General features: G+C 51.4%; 7 protein-coding genes. 4 read left to right on the top strand and 3 right to left on the bottom strand.

Annotated features, from left to right (window positions below; genetic code table 11):
- The first annotated feature begins 278 nt into the window (after window positions 1-278).
- A complete protein-coding gene (locus AB1757_07480; protein MEW6126865.1) occupies window positions 279-7,088 on the top strand; it encodes a translocation/assembly module TamB domain-containing protein in 6,810 nt (2,269 codons plus the stop codon).
- A 167-nt stretch (window positions 7,089-7,255) separates the two neighbouring features.
- Here AB1757_07480 and AB1757_07475 read toward each other — a convergent pair whose 3' ends face one another.
- Entirely contained in the window at window positions 7,256-7,690 is a 435-nt protein-coding gene (locus AB1757_07475) for a hypothetical protein (GenBank protein ID MEW6126864.1), read from the bottom strand.
- 536 nt (window positions 7,691-8,226) lie between these two features.
- Window positions 8,227-9,180 (bottom strand): MBL fold metallo-hydrolase, encoded by a 954-nt coding sequence (locus AB1757_07470; GenBank protein ID MEW6126863.1) that lies wholly within the window; start codon window positions 9,178-9,180, stop codon window positions 8,227-8,229.
- 346 nt (window positions 9,181-9,526) lie between these two features.
- Between AB1757_07470 and AB1757_07465 the strand changes: the two genes are divergently transcribed.
- The gene (locus AB1757_07465; GenBank protein MEW6126862.1) at window positions 9,527-10,477 is read left to right on the top strand and encodes a DUF4350 domain-containing protein; all 951 of its coding nucleotides are present in this window, start codon (window positions 9,527-9,529) and stop codon (window positions 10,475-10,477) included.
- Between the two features lie 575 nt (window positions 10,478-11,052).
- The gene (locus AB1757_07460) at window positions 11,053-12,837 is read left to right on the top strand and encodes an alpha/beta hydrolase-fold protein (GenBank protein MEW6126861.1); all 1,785 of its coding nucleotides are present in this window, start codon (window positions 11,053-11,055) and stop codon (window positions 12,835-12,837) included.
- 31 nt (window positions 12,838-12,868) lie between these two features.
- On the opposite strand, the gene AB1757_07455 is transcribed toward AB1757_07460, so the two are convergent.
- On the bottom strand, window positions 12,869-14,167 hold the full coding sequence (locus tag AB1757_07455; protein ID MEW6126860.1) for a Gfo/Idh/MocA family oxidoreductase: 1,299 nt from the start codon (window positions 14,165-14,167) through the stop codon (window positions 12,869-12,871).
- Between the two features lie 614 nt (window positions 14,168-14,781).
- Here AB1757_07455 and AB1757_07450 point away from each other — a divergent pair.
- Window positions 14,782-15,819, top strand: a complete 1,038-nt coding sequence (locus AB1757_07450; GenBank protein ID MEW6126859.1) for a DmsE family decaheme c-type cytochrome — start codon at window positions 14,782-14,784, stop codon at window positions 15,817-15,819.
- Window positions 15,820-15,838 lie beyond the last annotated feature (19 nt).

Below are 15,838 nucleotides of genomic sequence, written 5' to 3'. Positions count from 1 at the left end.
ACTCAATCAGCGAATATCCTCACGGGCATCACTTGCATGGTGCCCGTTACTTTTTTCAAGCCCTGCCAAGGTGATGAATCGAATTTGAAATTTGCGGTGAAATGAACAATGATTAAGCGGCAACCCTAAACGAAGCGAATCACAAGTTAGTTAAACCAGTAACAGAGGAGCAGGCAGTTACAGCCACAAAACGATGAATCGGATTTACCATCAGTAATGGCACATGATAAGTTTGTTGCCAGCTCCTTCCTAAACATTTCATTGATTGTGAACATCGCATGAGTCAGACACCGGAATCGTCCCCATCTCCACTGCCGTGGTCAACGCGACATAAAGGTTGGCTTATCGGCGGCATCATTGCGCTCGCGCTGATCATCATCATCGCCGTTACGGCAATTTATTATGTCCGTTCAGGACGGCTCAATCGCTATATCGTCACTCAAGTGCAAACGGCGCTTGCCGAATACGGACTGCGCGCCGAAGTCGGTGAACTCGATCTGGTCTGGGGAATCCGCACCGCAAAAGTCCGTGATGTGAAAATCTATAACGCGCAAACCGACCAGTTGATTGCCACAATCGAACAGGCGGAACTGGTTGTCGATATTCCCAATCCTTACGCTTTGCGGTTGCGCCGCGAAATTATTTTTAAACGCCTCGACCTTGATAATCTGCAAGCTTATGTTGACCTCGATGAACAGGGAAACACCAATTTCAGCGGCATTCATTCGCCGCCGCCGAGCGCGCCGAGCCGCATCACTTTTGATTTTTCCAGTCTCATCGGTTCGATTAAAAGCGGCACGGTTCATCTCAGTGACAAAGCCCATCAATTGAGCGGTGAACTCGGCAAATTGCAAGCTAACGCCCAGCCGGTTGCCGGTGAATCGTTCGTCACTTTGCAGTTGAATGCCAGTGAAGGTCGCATAAATATTGAAGGACGTGAAACCACCCTTGATGCGCTTGAACTCATCGGTCGACTCAGCGAAACCAGCGCAGAGGTCGAGCGCCTGACTTTGCATTCGCCCGTCGGCGCAATCGCTGCCAATGGTCGCCTCGATGATTGGAATGCTTTGCGTTACAACTTTGATACAGAGGCGCAAGTCAATCTCGATGAAGTCGAGCGCGTCGTTGCGCCGGAGATGAATCTGCAAGGCGATGCCCAGTTCAAGGGCAACGTCAATGGTGAAGGCAAGCGGTTCAAAATTAACGGCGCGCTTTCATCCGGCGAACTGATTGCCGAAACCACACGGCTACGCGGCGCAAATATTCAGAGCCTCAATGTTGAAAGCGATGGCACACGCATCAATTTTTCCGGCAATCAACTCATAGCAGATGCCATCAATGTAGAAGCCAATCAACTCTCGCAGGTGCGAGCCGGGGCGCTCAGCGGCGAATATGTTGACGGGCGAACGCAAGCCAGCATTCAACGCGCGACGGCTTCCGGGGTGAAATTATCGCAAGGGCAACTCTCAGAGCTTGCCTTAAACAATATCCGCGTCACCGTTGAAAACGGTCGCACACAGGCTAACGCGCAGCAGGCAACGATTTCGCAAGCCACTCTTGCCGAGGCGCAATTTGCGGGAACCACTCTGCAAAATATCAGCGCAACCATTGCGGGTGGTCGCACGGAAGCGCGCGTGCAACAGGTGAACGCCACGCGCCTTGACCTTGAACAAGGACAACTCGCAGGGCTTGCCTTGCGCGATGTCGTCGCCGATTTGCGGGGCGAAGGTTTCGAGGTCACTGCCGGACTCACTCTCGATGGCGGCAAGGTCTCAGGCGCAACCGTTGGAGAGACGCGGGGACAACTCACTGCAACTAACCGCACCCTTGCCTTGAGCCAATTCACCAGCGCCATTTTGGGCGGCACAGCGACCGGTGATGCCAGTTTGCAGATTGCCGGAAACGGCGAGTCGCGCGTGACCGCTACGCTCACTGATGTTAAAACCGGTGAGCTTTTCAGTCTCGCTGAAGTCAAAGACGATTCTTTGACCGGCAATGTCAATGCGCAGGTCGACATCACCTTTCCGGGAACCCAGTTCGATTTGTTGAGCGGACAAATTACCGCGCATCTGACCGGCGAAACCACACAGACCACAAACGCCATTCCGGTGAATGGCGATGTTTCAATTAACGCGCAAAGCGGGACGTTCAATGTCGAACAACTGACGCTGGCGACGCCCGCTTCGCAACTGACGGCAACCGGACAACTCTCATCGAAAGGCAATTCGGATTTAAATTTTTCGCTCACTTCCACGAATGCCGAAGAACTGCAAACCATCGCCTATTCGATTGAAGATGTACAGAAATCCATAGCCGATTATAAACCGCGTCTTGCAGGCGCATTCACCTTTTCAGGTCGAGTGACCGGCAAACTCGCAGACCCGGTGATTGAAGGTGATGTCGATGCTGCGGAGGTTGGTTTGCGCGAACAAACGCTTGGCAGCCTCACAGGGCATGTGCGCGTTTCACCAACCGATATTGCTTTTGAAAATGGCACGCTTGCCGTCGCCGATGGCGGCACCGCGAAATTCACTTATGCCGCGCCACGCGCAGAGAAAGCCACAGCGGGACGATTGGACGCAACGCTTAACCGCGTAAATGTCGCGCCGCTTGCCACTGCCGCAGGGCTTGCAGCCGACCAGAAATTTATTTCCGGGGCGCTTACCGGCGAAGCCCATTTAACCGGGCTGCCCGATGCGCCAACCGGCACCGCAACCGTCAATCTGTTGGATGGCACGCTTGCAGGACAGACCGCGCAGCTTGCGACCGCTAATCTCGTATTCGATGGACGCAGCGCGCGACTTGAACGCAGCGAAATCCGGCTCGCGCAAGGGCAACTCACCGCAACCGGCACGCTTGATTTAAAGAGCAACGATTATCAATTGCAGGGCAATGCCGGCAATATCGATTTAGGTGAGCTTGCCAATTCGCTCGAACTCACCAACACCACAGTGACCGGGATTGCCAACGCGACGTTTCAAGCCAATGGCAATACCGATGACATTGGTGAACTCAATGTTCAGTTGAGAGCCGAAGGGCAAAACGTCACCATCAATGGACGTGATGCTGGGCAATTGAGTCTCACGGCGCAAACCAATCCCGGCGGGCGCGTTGACATCAATCTCACCACTGGCATCACCGGAAAACCACAACCCTTCACGGCAAGCATTGAACTGCGTCGTCCGGGTCGCCCGATTACGATTGATGCCAATCTCGCGGATTTTAATTTTGAACCGGCGGTCGCGGCTTTCGCTCCCGACCTTGCGGCTTCGATTGCCGGTACGGTCAATGGTCGATTGCACATCGCCGGACCTCTGGTGAATGAAAAAGATGAGATAACGGTTGATGGACTTCGCGGCGACCTCACGCTCAATAACATTGCTCTGCAAGTCAAAGAGCGAGCCATCAACATTCAAACGCCGCTCGCGGTGACGCTCAGTGACGCGCAGGTGGCGCTGTCGCAGACCCGCATCAGCGGGCAGGGCATTGATCTCAGACTCGGCGGCACGATTGGTTTGAAAGAAAACGCCGCGCTCAACTTTGCACTGAGTGGCACAGCCAATCTCGACGCTCTCGGTCAATTCGACCCTGATACATTCGTGGGCGGCACTCTGAAGATTGATGCGCGATTGACCGGCACGGCAAGTGAGCCGAACCTCGCGGGAGAAATCATTGCCAGCAATCTATCGTTTACCGGCATTGATTTGCCGGTGTCGATTGAAAACGGTAACGGGCGCATCGCGCTTGCCGGTGATCGCGTCACCCTTGAAAACTTCACCGCAACCGCTAATGAAGGAACCCTAAGCGCCAATGGGTCGATGACGCTGGCGCAACTCAAACCCAAAGAATGGAACTTTGTGGCGCGTGCCAGTAACGTGGATGTGTTGTATCAAGGCGCGCAGGCAATCGTGAATGGCGATTTTAATTTGACCGGTAATCCTGACCGCCAGGTGTTAAGCGGCACCGTCACCATTCCCGAAGGCGAATACACCACCAATCTTGACCTCACGGGTTTAACCGAAAGCGGCGGCAGCGGCAGTTTGAGTTTCGGAAGCGGCAGCACCACAGCAGGCAATGCAAATACTTTTTTCCCTTCCATCAATCTCGATGTGCGCGTCGACGCGCCCAGTTCCTTGCTGGTACGCAATCAACAAATCAACACCGTAGCATCAGCAGCCTTAACAATCGGCGGCACGCTCGACGACCCGAGTGTGACCGGGCGCGTCAGCATCGAAGGCGGCACCATCAAGTTGCGCTCACAGCGTTATGAAATCACCACCGGCACGCTCGATTTTCCGATTGGCGGCGCGTCGCCTATCGTCAACATTTTAACCGAAGGCGACGTGAGCGGTTATCACGTCTATCTTGGACTTGAGGGCCCGATTGATGCGATGGAAGTGACGTTGCGCGCTGACCCGGATTTGCCGCGTTCGGAAATTCTTTCACTGGTAGCGACCGGCAAAACCGATTCGAGCACACTGGGAAGCGAAGAGATTCTAGCATCCGGTTTGGGCACGGCGGCATCCTTGCTTTCAGAAGAATTCATTTCAGCGCCCGCGCAATCCCTGTTGGGGCTGAGCCGGTTTCAGATAGACCCGGTTTTGCAACCGAATACCAACCCGGCGGCGCGATTGACGCTTGGCAAACAACTGACCCGCGATCTGGCGTTCACCTATTCGACCAACGTCGGTTCCGAACAGGATCAAAGCGCAATTGTTGAATACACCCTGACCAATAAATTTTCGGCGCTGGCGTCTTACACACAGGGCGGCAGCGTGACCAACGGCGCGCGCACCAATAGCGATTTCACATTGGAAGTGCGCGGTCGTCGGCGGTTTTCACTGGGCTTCAATCGCGAAGGCAATGGCGCGGGCAAAACCACTGCGAATGAACCGCCGCGCATCGAACGCGCGCCCAAGCCTGAAGCCCAAGTGGTGATTAATTTTCCCGAAGGGATTAAGCTCAGCGACAGACGGCAGCGCGAATTATTGCCCGTTAAAACCGCTGGTTTCAGTCGCCCGCTCGCCAGACTTGGTGAACGAAACCTGGCAAATTATCTGCAAGAGCGCGGTTACTTTTTTGCGACGGTGCGTTCGCGTTGCGAGCCTGCGGATTGCAGCGGGACGGGTTTGAAACTGATTTATGATGTGCAACCCGGCGCGCGTTATGACCTGGATGACATTCAAATCGAAGGCACGGATGAAATCAGTTTCGGCGATGTCAGCAGCGCGTTGCAATCCAAGAGCGCGGCATTTTTTGGCGGCGTGCCGCTGCTGAAAAATATGCCGTTGATTGGCGGCTTGGCGCGCGGCATTACCAGTGATGACCGCATCCGTCGCGACCGCGAAACCATTCGCGCGCGCCTGGCGGATTTAGGATTTCGTTCGGCGCGTGTGACTTCGCGCATTGATACCAAACCGAACAGCGATGATATGGTGCTGGTGTTCATCGTTGAAGAGGGCGCGCGTTCAACGGTGGCGGATATCACTTTTCAAGGCAACACCATGATAACGGCGGAAGAGTTGCGCGAGAATCTGCCCATCAAAGCCGAAGATGCCTTTTCGCCAACCGAGGCGCGGCAAAGCAATCAACGCATCAAGGCGATGTATGCCGAGAAAGGCTTTCTGGAAACCACCGTGCAATACGCCATTCTGGATGTCGAAGCCGACCGCGTGATGCTCCAATACAATATCGTGGAAGGCACACGGTCGGTGATTGCCGAAATCGAAGTCACCGGGCATAGCAAAACTCATGAAAATTCGATTCGGCGGTTCTTTGATTTCAAACCCGGTGAGGTGTTGACGCCCGACAAGATTCGCCGCACACAACGCGATTTATTTGCCACCGGCGCATTCAGCGAAGTGAGTATTCGTCCGCTCGGGATGTCCGGCAAAAACCCCGACGCGCGAATCGTGAATGTGCGGGTAACGGAAGCCAAACCCTTGTTGATGGTTTATGGTTTGGGATATTCGACAGATGAGGGACCGCGCGGCTTGTTGCAATTTACCAATACGAATTTGTTCGGGCGCATCAATTCGGCGTCGATTCGATTGCGCGCCAGTTTCCGCGAACAACTGGCGCAGGTGCAATATATCGACCCCCGCGTTTTAGGCAGCAAATGGGGCGGCACGGTTTCGGCGTTTTTTAATCGCAATAGCAATTTGCAAACCTTCTTGCAAAGGCGTCTGGTGACCGGCGGCACGACCACCAATAATGGACCCGGTTTTGGCATCAATCGCTTTGTGACTTTCGCTCAGGCTGAGCGCAAACTTTCTGACCTCACATCAATGCGCTTCCGCTACAGTTTTGAAAGCACCAAATTATTCAACGTGCAAAATATTCCGGTCGATGAAATTGCCCGCAATGCGCAAGCGGTTCGCCTCGGACAGCTATCGGCAGGCTTAACGCGCGACACGCGCAACTCGGCGCTTAATCCGACCTCGGGGCAACTCATCAGTTTCGAGCATTCGCTGGCGGCAAGACCCCTGGGCGGCAACGAAGCGTTCAATAAATTTTTCACCAACTATCAACGCTACAGACAACTGCCTGTGAGCACGCCGCTGCTCAAAGATTCGGTGCTGGCTTTTGCGGCGCGCGTGGGATTGGCTGCGCCGTACAGCATTCGCGGCACCGGGGCAAACGGCGCGATTACCGATGCCGACAGACAACTGCCCATCAGCGCGCGCTTCTTTTCCGGCGGCGCAACCACTTTGCGCGGCTTTCAATTTGAGCAGGCGGGACCGCAAGCGATACTCGAACCGCGCAATGAAGAGGAATTGCCGACGCTGGTGCCGCTTGGCGGAAACGCTTTGGTGGTGATGAATTTTGAATTGCGTTATCCGCTCACCACGCAACTCAGGCTGGTGCCGTTTTACGATTTAGGCAATGTTTTCCGCCGCGTCAGTGACATTGAATGGAACGGCATGTCACATACGATTGGCTTGGGGTTAAGGTTGAATACCCCGATTGGTCCCGTGGGAATCGATTATGGCTATTTGTTGAATCCCTCGACCTTCCTAAGCGCCGGAGGCATGGTGATTCGTCAACCGCAAGGCGTGATTCATATTCGCTTCGGACAGACCTTCTAAATTCACAGAGGATTTGTGGTTTTTCGTTGAGCACGGAAAAAAAGCGAAGCGCTACAGGTTTCAATAAACAAAAAAGGGAATCGAAGTTTTAAACTTGATTCCCTGGATTTAATTTCAGAGTTGCTTTCACAAGGAAAGTAAATTTGTCGAATTTATTAAACCGGTATTTATCGAATATAACCATTTACGACGACCGGTCGGGAATAAGCATAAGAAATTTCTCTCTCCAATCTCTTCTGCATATCCGATTTGATTAACTCTAATCCCAAGCGTTCACCTTCTTCAAAAATCTGCGATAAGAAGTAACGATTCCCCACACGTTGGAAAACCAATTTGGTGTCTTCGGAATATTCCGGGAGCTGAGCATTGATGGTGTGGAATAACATCAAATTGTGTCCTCTTTCATCACGCAAAGCTAAGATGTGCGGGTTATAAGTATTGACTCGTCGGAGCGAATATTCGCCCGCAGAAAATCTCATATCCTTGACGGTAAAATCGAAGGGAATGGTCGCTTCAATGGTATAAGCGATTTGAGCTGAAGTGGTTGATGGAACGCCTGCTAATAAAAATAGAACGGCTATAGATAACAGTGCCTTTTTCATAGGTCTCTCCTTATTTTTCAAGCTGTTTGAAGATTCTTTTTTGAACTTAACGCATAATCCAAAACGCTTAATATGGTGAAGAAATCCCGTTCTTCAACATCAGCAGTTTTATGAAACACGTTAAAACCAGTAATCTTCAAACAGCCCTTATAGTGGTGACCGATTAAAAAACCGGTCGAGTTATTGCAAGTTTTTCTGCAATAACCTTTGTCCTACGCGATTGGTATTTAGCAACCGATATGCCGTTGAACTTTTTGTGAACCGGCAAAGCCGAACTCGAACTCGCAGAGTTGAAGTAAGTGAAGGTCTATAAAGAATTAAAATTCTCCGGAAAAAACCGGGAAGCGTGTTACATCCTCAATGAGGTTTTTTTCAGACGTTGAGTTGTATGGCAGGCAAGCAGAACCTGGCGGCGAAAATCATTCACTGCTTCAATCTATAAACCATCCTGTATTTTAAAGTGTAAAAATTTGCAGACACTCAGTTTGCTATCCATACAGCATCCGAGTTTTTATATTGCGGAAAATTTATTCCGCTCAATCGGCAACCAGTTCAGCGGTTGTCTTTGCGCGAAGCGGAAGGTGAATCTCGCGAGCCGGTAATTTCCAGGTCTCGCCGGGTTTGGTCAAACAGACGCGCCAGCCTTCATCGCCCGCCGCTTTAAGCAGACGGTGAATCGGTTCGCCGACCGGTTCACGTCCCAGGCGAAAGGTCGAATGGTGCATCGGTAAAATATAGTTCGCATTCATTTCATGGCGCATCTGCCAGGCTTGTTCAGGATTCGCATGCGCGTAGATATAGGGGTTGTATGCGCCAATCGGCAAGATGGCAAGTTCAATTTTTATCCCTCGGTAACGCAGACGCGAAAACGCCCGCGTATAAGCGGTGTCACCGCCAAAGACAATAGCGCGCTCGCCTTTGGTAATTAAAAAGCCGCCGTAGCCGCGATGCCGGTCGGTGAGTCGCCGCGCCCCCCAGTGATTGACTTCGATGGCTTCCACACCGGTATCTTTAAATGTCACCTGTTCGCCCCAACCGATTTCGCTTACTTTGGCGAACCTGCTCACTAAATCGCGATTGCCTTGTTGAACGATGACGTGAGTTTTGCGCGGCAATTTTTTCAGTGTGCCGAGATCGCAATGATCCATATGCGCGTGCGAAATCAACACCGCATCAAGCGGCGGGAGTTCATTTGCTGAGAGCGCCGGATGCACCAGACGACGCGGCCCGATAGTTAAGCCTGCGAGATTGACGCCGACATGCGAACGCATCACCGGGTCTGTCAAAATCCAGGTGCCGAAAAAATTAATGAGCACGGTCGCGTGTCCAATCCAGGCGACCGTCAGTTCATCATCGCGCCAGTTTTCAAGTTGCGGAGTATGAGGCGCGGGCGCAATCGGCAAGCGCCGGTCTTGCGCCTGCTGATTAAAATAACGACGCCCGTGCTGGCGGGCATACTTCGTATAAATTTTGAGATTCTTAATATTCACCTTTTTATGATGCCACAGGTTGGGCAATATGCGGCATAGTGAATTTGCCTTATCCGTTTTATCCGAGGATAAGTACATTGGAAACTAAATTTCTTGAGGTTCAGAGTTACGCATTTATGCGTGAATCGCTTTTTTCTCACGCCTGAAGACGTGACTCTGAACGCTGAAAAATATCAACTTACTTAGGTTCCACTGTAATAAACTCTACCTTTGCCAAAGTATGATTGACGATTTTTGCCTGCCCTGGCGCATTTCGCCGCGCCGGTTTTAATTTTGATTCCGGTTGTTTAAGTAAGCTAAAATCTCGCGACGTATCCAGCCAGACACGTCGAACAAAGGAATCTCCATGATAATAAAACTACGCATGATGCTGCAGTTTACGATATTGATTTCGATGCTTTTAAGCGTCAATAGCTATGGGCAACAAATTGCCGACCCCGCGTTTAAACCGCCCATAGCGAATCCGCTGTACGCTACGGGTCGGGGTCCGGTCATCTTACTTGATGAAGCCCACTTCAATTTTCATACGGTGGATGGACGCTACCAGCCATTTGCCGAATTCATACGACGCGACGGTTATGTGGTACAGGGGTCGCGCGAAAAATTCAGCAAAGCCGCTCTGCAAAAGGGACAGATACTGATAATTGCCAACGCTCTGGCTGAGCAGAATCAATCGAGTTGGAAGTTGCCGACGCCCACAGCCTTTACCGATGAGGAGATTGCCAGCGTGCGCGATTGGGTGAAAGATGGCGGCGCGCTACTGCTCATCGTTGACCATATGCCATTTCCGGGGGCTGCGGAAAACCTGGCAAAAGCTTTCGGCATTCGTTTCAGCAACGGTTATGCGGTAGATGAAAAAGCGCAGGGTCCAATAGTTTTTAAACTGGCGGATGGCTTACTGAAAGAACACGCGATTACCCGTGGGCGAAATGAGAATGAAAAGGTGGATTCGGTTGCGACCTTCACCGGCTCAGCGTTTCAAATCGAAGGCGAAGCCCAACCGCTGCTCATTCTCGGTTCATCGGTGGTGTCTGTGCTGACCACGGTAGCCGGTCAGGTAAATGACGACACGCCGCGCCTTCCGGTAAAGGGTTGGTTGCAGGGGGCGACGATGAAATTCGGCAAAGGGCGTATTGCGATTTTCGGAGAAGCCGCGATGTTTTCGGCGCAACTCGCGGGAGCCAATCGCACGCCGGTGGGAATGAATGCGCCAATTGCCGCAAAGAATCCGCAATTTCTTTTAAACATCATGCACTGGCTTTCGGGTAAGTTGGAAGATATGAAAAACCCAAAATGATTTAGGCATTTCTGATTGCGGTTAATTGCACGGCTTCATCGCTCAAGTTAAGTGTCTCGCGGGCATCAATTTTTCAATGGATGCTATTCAACTGCTCCGGCTTGCCTGAGCGAAAAAGCCGTGTCTTCGTGACCGCCTTGATTGGCGAGCATCAAAGCGGTGTGGCAGGCTTTTCGTGTTCACGTCCTTCATTGCCTTCCTGATAACCTTGATTGCCTGAACGCCCTTTCGGCTCTCCTTTTTTCTTGAGCGCCATAATCCATCTCCTTCTCAAACCAGGCTCGCCCAACGGCTGTAATTTCATAATCGGCGAGTGCATAATTTCCCTACAAAACTGCGCGTTAAATTTTTTACAAATCACCCCGGCATTCACTCAGGCAAATGATGTACCCTAAGCATCAAATAAGAAATTTTCCAGAATCGTCATTCAATTTTCTATTCAATCGGTTGTATGATTCCGCCGTCACCTGGCTTTTTCAGGCTCAACGGAAATTGTTCAATCAAACAATGAGTTTCGGGTGCCAAAATTTTGGCAGGAGTTGTCAGTGAATCAATTTGACGATTGTGGAGGAAACATGAATCAGCGAATTCGACCGGAGAGTTTCAATTCAGTGGCGCGCAATGTTCCAATGAAAGCTCAATTGCAATGGACCGGGCAGGCAGTCACGAAAGCCATGCTTTGTCTCTTGATAATCGCAGTCGCTTCGGTTTGCGCGATGGCAGCCGATGCGCGATTTGAAATTTCCTATCCGACAGCAATCGATAAGGGACCAATCACCGGGCGTGTGTTTGTGATGATTGCAAAAAATAATCGCGTCGAACCCCGCTTGCAGGCGGGTTCCTATAACAGTTCGGTGCCGTTTTACGGATTGGATGTGCAGGCGCTCAAGCCTGACGAGAACGCAGTGATTGATGCAGCGGTACTTGGCTATCCGGTCGAAAATCTCAATCAGCTTCCGGCAGGCGAATACTATGTGCAGGCGCTCTTGAATGTTTACACTCAGGCGCATCGCAAAGATGGTCACGTTATCTGGGTGCATATGGATCAATGGGAGGGCCAGCAGTGGAATCGTTCGCCGGGAAATCTCGTAAGCGAAGTGCAGCGCATCCACCTTGACCCCGCCGCAGGATTCAATATCAAACTCAGCCTGACGAAAAAACTGCCGCCGGTCGAAGTGCCGCCCGATACCGTCTGGGTCAAACGCATAAAGATTCAAAGCAAGTTGCTGACAGAGTTCTGGGGACATCCGATGTATCTCGGCGCGACTTTGTTGTTGCCGAAAGGCTACACCGAAAATCCGAATCAACGGTATCCGGCAATCTACATTCAAGGTCATTTCGGACTCGGCGCGCCCTTTGGCTTTACCACTGAACCGCCCGCAAGACCTGAAAGCGCAGAGCAACGCAAGGCGCGACTGAGTCGCAGCGCCCGTGAAACCGGTTATGAGTTTGCGCAAAGCTGGATGTCGGAAAATTTCCCGCGCATGATTGCCATCACCTTTCAACATCCGACGCCTTACTATGATGATTCTTATGCGGTGAATTCGGCGAACAACGGCCCTTACGGTGATGCGTTACTGACAGAGTTGATTCCCTATCTCGAAGAAAAATTCAGAATCATCGCCAAGCCGCAAGCGCGTGTGCTCACGGGCGGTTCAACCGGTGGTTGGGAAGCGTTGGCTTTACAAATTTTTCATCCGAAATTTTTCAACGGCACCTGGGCGCTGTATCCAGACCCTGTTGATTTTCGTCGTTATCAAATGTCGAATGTTTACGAAGACGACAATGCTTTTGAAGTGCCAAACGGCGACTGGAGCAAACTCATCCGCCCGCTTTCACGAAATGCCGAAGGGCAGGTGACGCTGACGATGCGCGAGATGAGCCGGCTTGAAGCCGTGCTTGGCAGCAACGTGCGTTCGGGGCAACAGATTGCCGCGTGGGATGCGGCATACGGGACTGTCGGCAAGGACGGTTATCCGCGCCCCATCTGGGATCGGTTGACCGGCAAGATTGATCGCCAGGTGGCGTTATACATGCGCGACAACGGCTATGATTTGCGTTACAACCTGGAAAAGAACTGGTCAAAGAATGGCAACGATCTGGTTGGCAAAATTCATGTCTATTGCGGCGATATGGATAACTATTATCTGAATCTTGCGGTCTACCTGCTCGAAGATTTTTTGAAAGTCGCAGACAATCCGAAAGCCGAAGCGGTCTTTGAATACGGGCGACCGATGAAGGCGCACGGCTGGCAACCATTCACCAATGCTGAACTGGTGCGAATGATGGCGGCGCGAATCAATAAAACGCTACCCGGCGCGATGGCAAGTGAAACCAAGTCGGCGGCAAAAGGCAATTGAGATTGTGCGCGAGAGTTTTGAAGCTTGAGGGCTAAACCTCAAGCTTCCACGGGGCGCGATATTTCGCCTTCAAAAACGCTCTGATGTGATTTTGCTTGACCGTCCAGTTTGCTTCATCCCAATCCAGCCACGTCTTGTGACGCATCGAAAGATTGGCAAGAAGGCAGACCGTCGAAGAGCGCACACAGGTTTCAATGTCGCTTACAGGTCGCGCCCGCGTCTTGATGCATTCGATGAAATTTTTCCAGTGCGGCATATTCATCTCATTCATCGCCGCATCTTTTTCATAAGTAACCGAAGTGATTTTCGCGTCATCGTTGGCAATCACATAACAACCGCCGCGCCTGACAATCAGTGTCCCTTCGCTTCCGTGAATCGACGTTGCCGCGCCGTGACCAAACATCGGCAACGGATTAGCCGTGCGGCTTTCGTAAGTGAGCAAAAATTTCGGATAGTGAAAGGTCGCCATCATAGTATCGGGCGTGTCGCGATTATCATCAACATACAGCTTGCCGCCCATCGCTGAGATGGCGGTCGGCATCACTTCACCGAAACACTGATGCACAGGGTCGATGAGATGCACGCCCCAATCGGTCATCGCGCCGCCCGCATAATCCCAGAAATAACGAAAGGTCGGAAAGGTTTGCACACCGACGCCCCAACGGTTGAGATTGAAAGGAACTTTCGGAGCCGGACCCAACCACATATCCCAATCGAGACCTGTGGGAACCGTGCCATCTGCGGGTCTGCCGAAGCCTTTTTTGTTTGGCTTTGCGGTTTGCCAGGTGTGACAAAACGTCACTTCACCAATCATGCCGCTTTGGATGATTTCAGCGGCTTTTTTGAAATAGCCGCCTGAACGTTGCATAGTGCCAGCCTGCACCACGCGTTTATATTTGCGCGCTGCCTGCACCATCTTCAGTCCTTCTTCAACATAGACCGAAGCAGGTTTTTCAACGAAAACATCCTTGCCCGCTTTGCAGGCTTCAACAGCCATATAAGCGTGCCAGTGGTCGGGCGTTGAGATGCAGACGGCATCGATGGATTTATCGGCGATGAGTTCGCGAAAATCTTTTATCGCTTTGACCTTTTTGCCGCCTTTGTCTGCGGCGGCGACCGCTTTTTCGAGTGTCGGTTGATACACATCACAAACCGCTACCGGTTCAACATCCGGCAGTTTCAAGGCATAACCCAGGTTGCTCGAACCCATCGCGCCAAGCCCGATAAAGCCTACACTGATGCGGTCATTCGCGCCGCGCACACGCCCCGTGAAAAGCGATGTGGTGAGCGCCGCTCCTACGCCTTTAAGAATATTGCGTCGTTCTATCATGGCTTTACCTCTCAGGTTTTTTATAAATGAAAACTCTTTGGATTTTTGGAGTTTAAATTTCGCCTGTTCATTGAACTGATTTGTCGGGCACACACTATATTTTTTTTGCACAGGTCTTGCAACTCGCTATCTGTGAAGTTGGGTAAGAATTTTTATAGTGACTGCAATCTTTTCGTCGAATAAGCAAGCGTTTAAAAATCAGCTAAAGCTCCATAGGGCTTGTCTTGATTCGCTGAGAGCGGAAAATTCCTCCCATAGATAGCGGAACAGTAGTTGCTCCAGGAGAGCCATCGTAAGCTCCCAAGGGGATTTTTAACCATGTTCAAATCCCTGATACGGGGTAAATGCTGGTCAACTACTTCAATAAATCTGGTCGAGAGCCAAGGATGTTTACTGTGCAAAAAAAAGACTTTAATAGGGTATTGCCAGCAATGATCAGGGAGTTGGGCGCGGTCGGTCGCCAAAACCACTTGTTCTTTTAACCTCGCAGAAAAATTCCGTTTCCTGCGAAAAACCACGCATTTTGTTTGGGGCAAATTAATCAGTGGATAACGTCCCGGATTAGTCAGTGCTCATTGCCCAAGGCAAACAATCTGCCAAAGGAGAGCGTTGCTATGGAAAATGCCGAACCTAAAACCGCTAAGATTTTAAAACGTGTGATTACCCTCTTAGCCTTAGTGACCGTACTTTTCTTCATTTTCACACCCGCCAACAACGCCTCTGCAGAAGTTAGTTCTATCAACTCATCAACTGATACAGAGGTCAATACACCCACGGTTTCACCCGAAGACAGCGCCTGTGCAAGTTGTCATGAACAGATTGCTCAAGGCTTTGTTAAAACGGTTCACGGCAAGGCTAAAAAACATGCCGCCCTGGTGAAAACCGGTAACGCTTCATCAGAAGCTGCCGTCAGTTGCCAGTCCTGTCACGGGGACGGCACCGAACACATAGCCAATGGTGGAGATGCGACGAAGATTAAAAATCCGGCAAAGCTGAATGCCGCCGAAGCCAGTAAAAATTGTTCGCAGTGTCACTCACAAAACAACGAACACGCGGTCTGGCGCGGCAGCAAACACGAAGCCGCCGGGCTTTCCTGTTTGAGCTGCCATAGCGCGCACCATTCGCCGGTTGCGAAATTCAGCGAATCCAAACTCTTTGCTTCAGCGGAAGCCGAAACCAAATTGCTCAAGAAAAATTCCCAAGCCGAGACCTGTTTTCAATGCCACACGGAACTTCGCAAAGCGCAATTTCAACGTTCGACACATCTTTTCCGCAATGAAAATCTGGAACACAAAATCACCTGTTCCACCTGTCATGAGCCGCACGGGTCGATTGGCGAAAAGATGATGCGAACCGCGACCGCTAACGAAACCTGTTATCAATGTCATACCGAAAAACGTGGCCCGTTTCTATTCGAGCATTCGCCGGTGCGGGAAAATTGTGGCAGTTGCCACAAAGCCCACGGGTCGAATAACGCTGCCTTGCTGGCTGCAAAAACGCCAATGCTATGTCAGCAATGCCACATTCAAGGGCGGCATCAAACGGTTGCCGGGGTGTCCAACTCGGTATTTACCTCCGGGAGAGGATGCGTTCAGTGCCATCCGCAAGTGCATGGCTCGAATCATCCATCAGGCATTAACCTGCAACGCTAAAAGGACAACAGAAAGGAGA

It is taken from the genome of Acidobacteriota bacterium (assembly GCA_040754075.1).
Taxonomy (GTDB): Bacteria; Acidobacteriota; Blastocatellia; order UBA7656; family UBA7656; genus JBFMDH01.
This window is presented reverse-complemented; position numbering and strand designations above follow the sequence as displayed.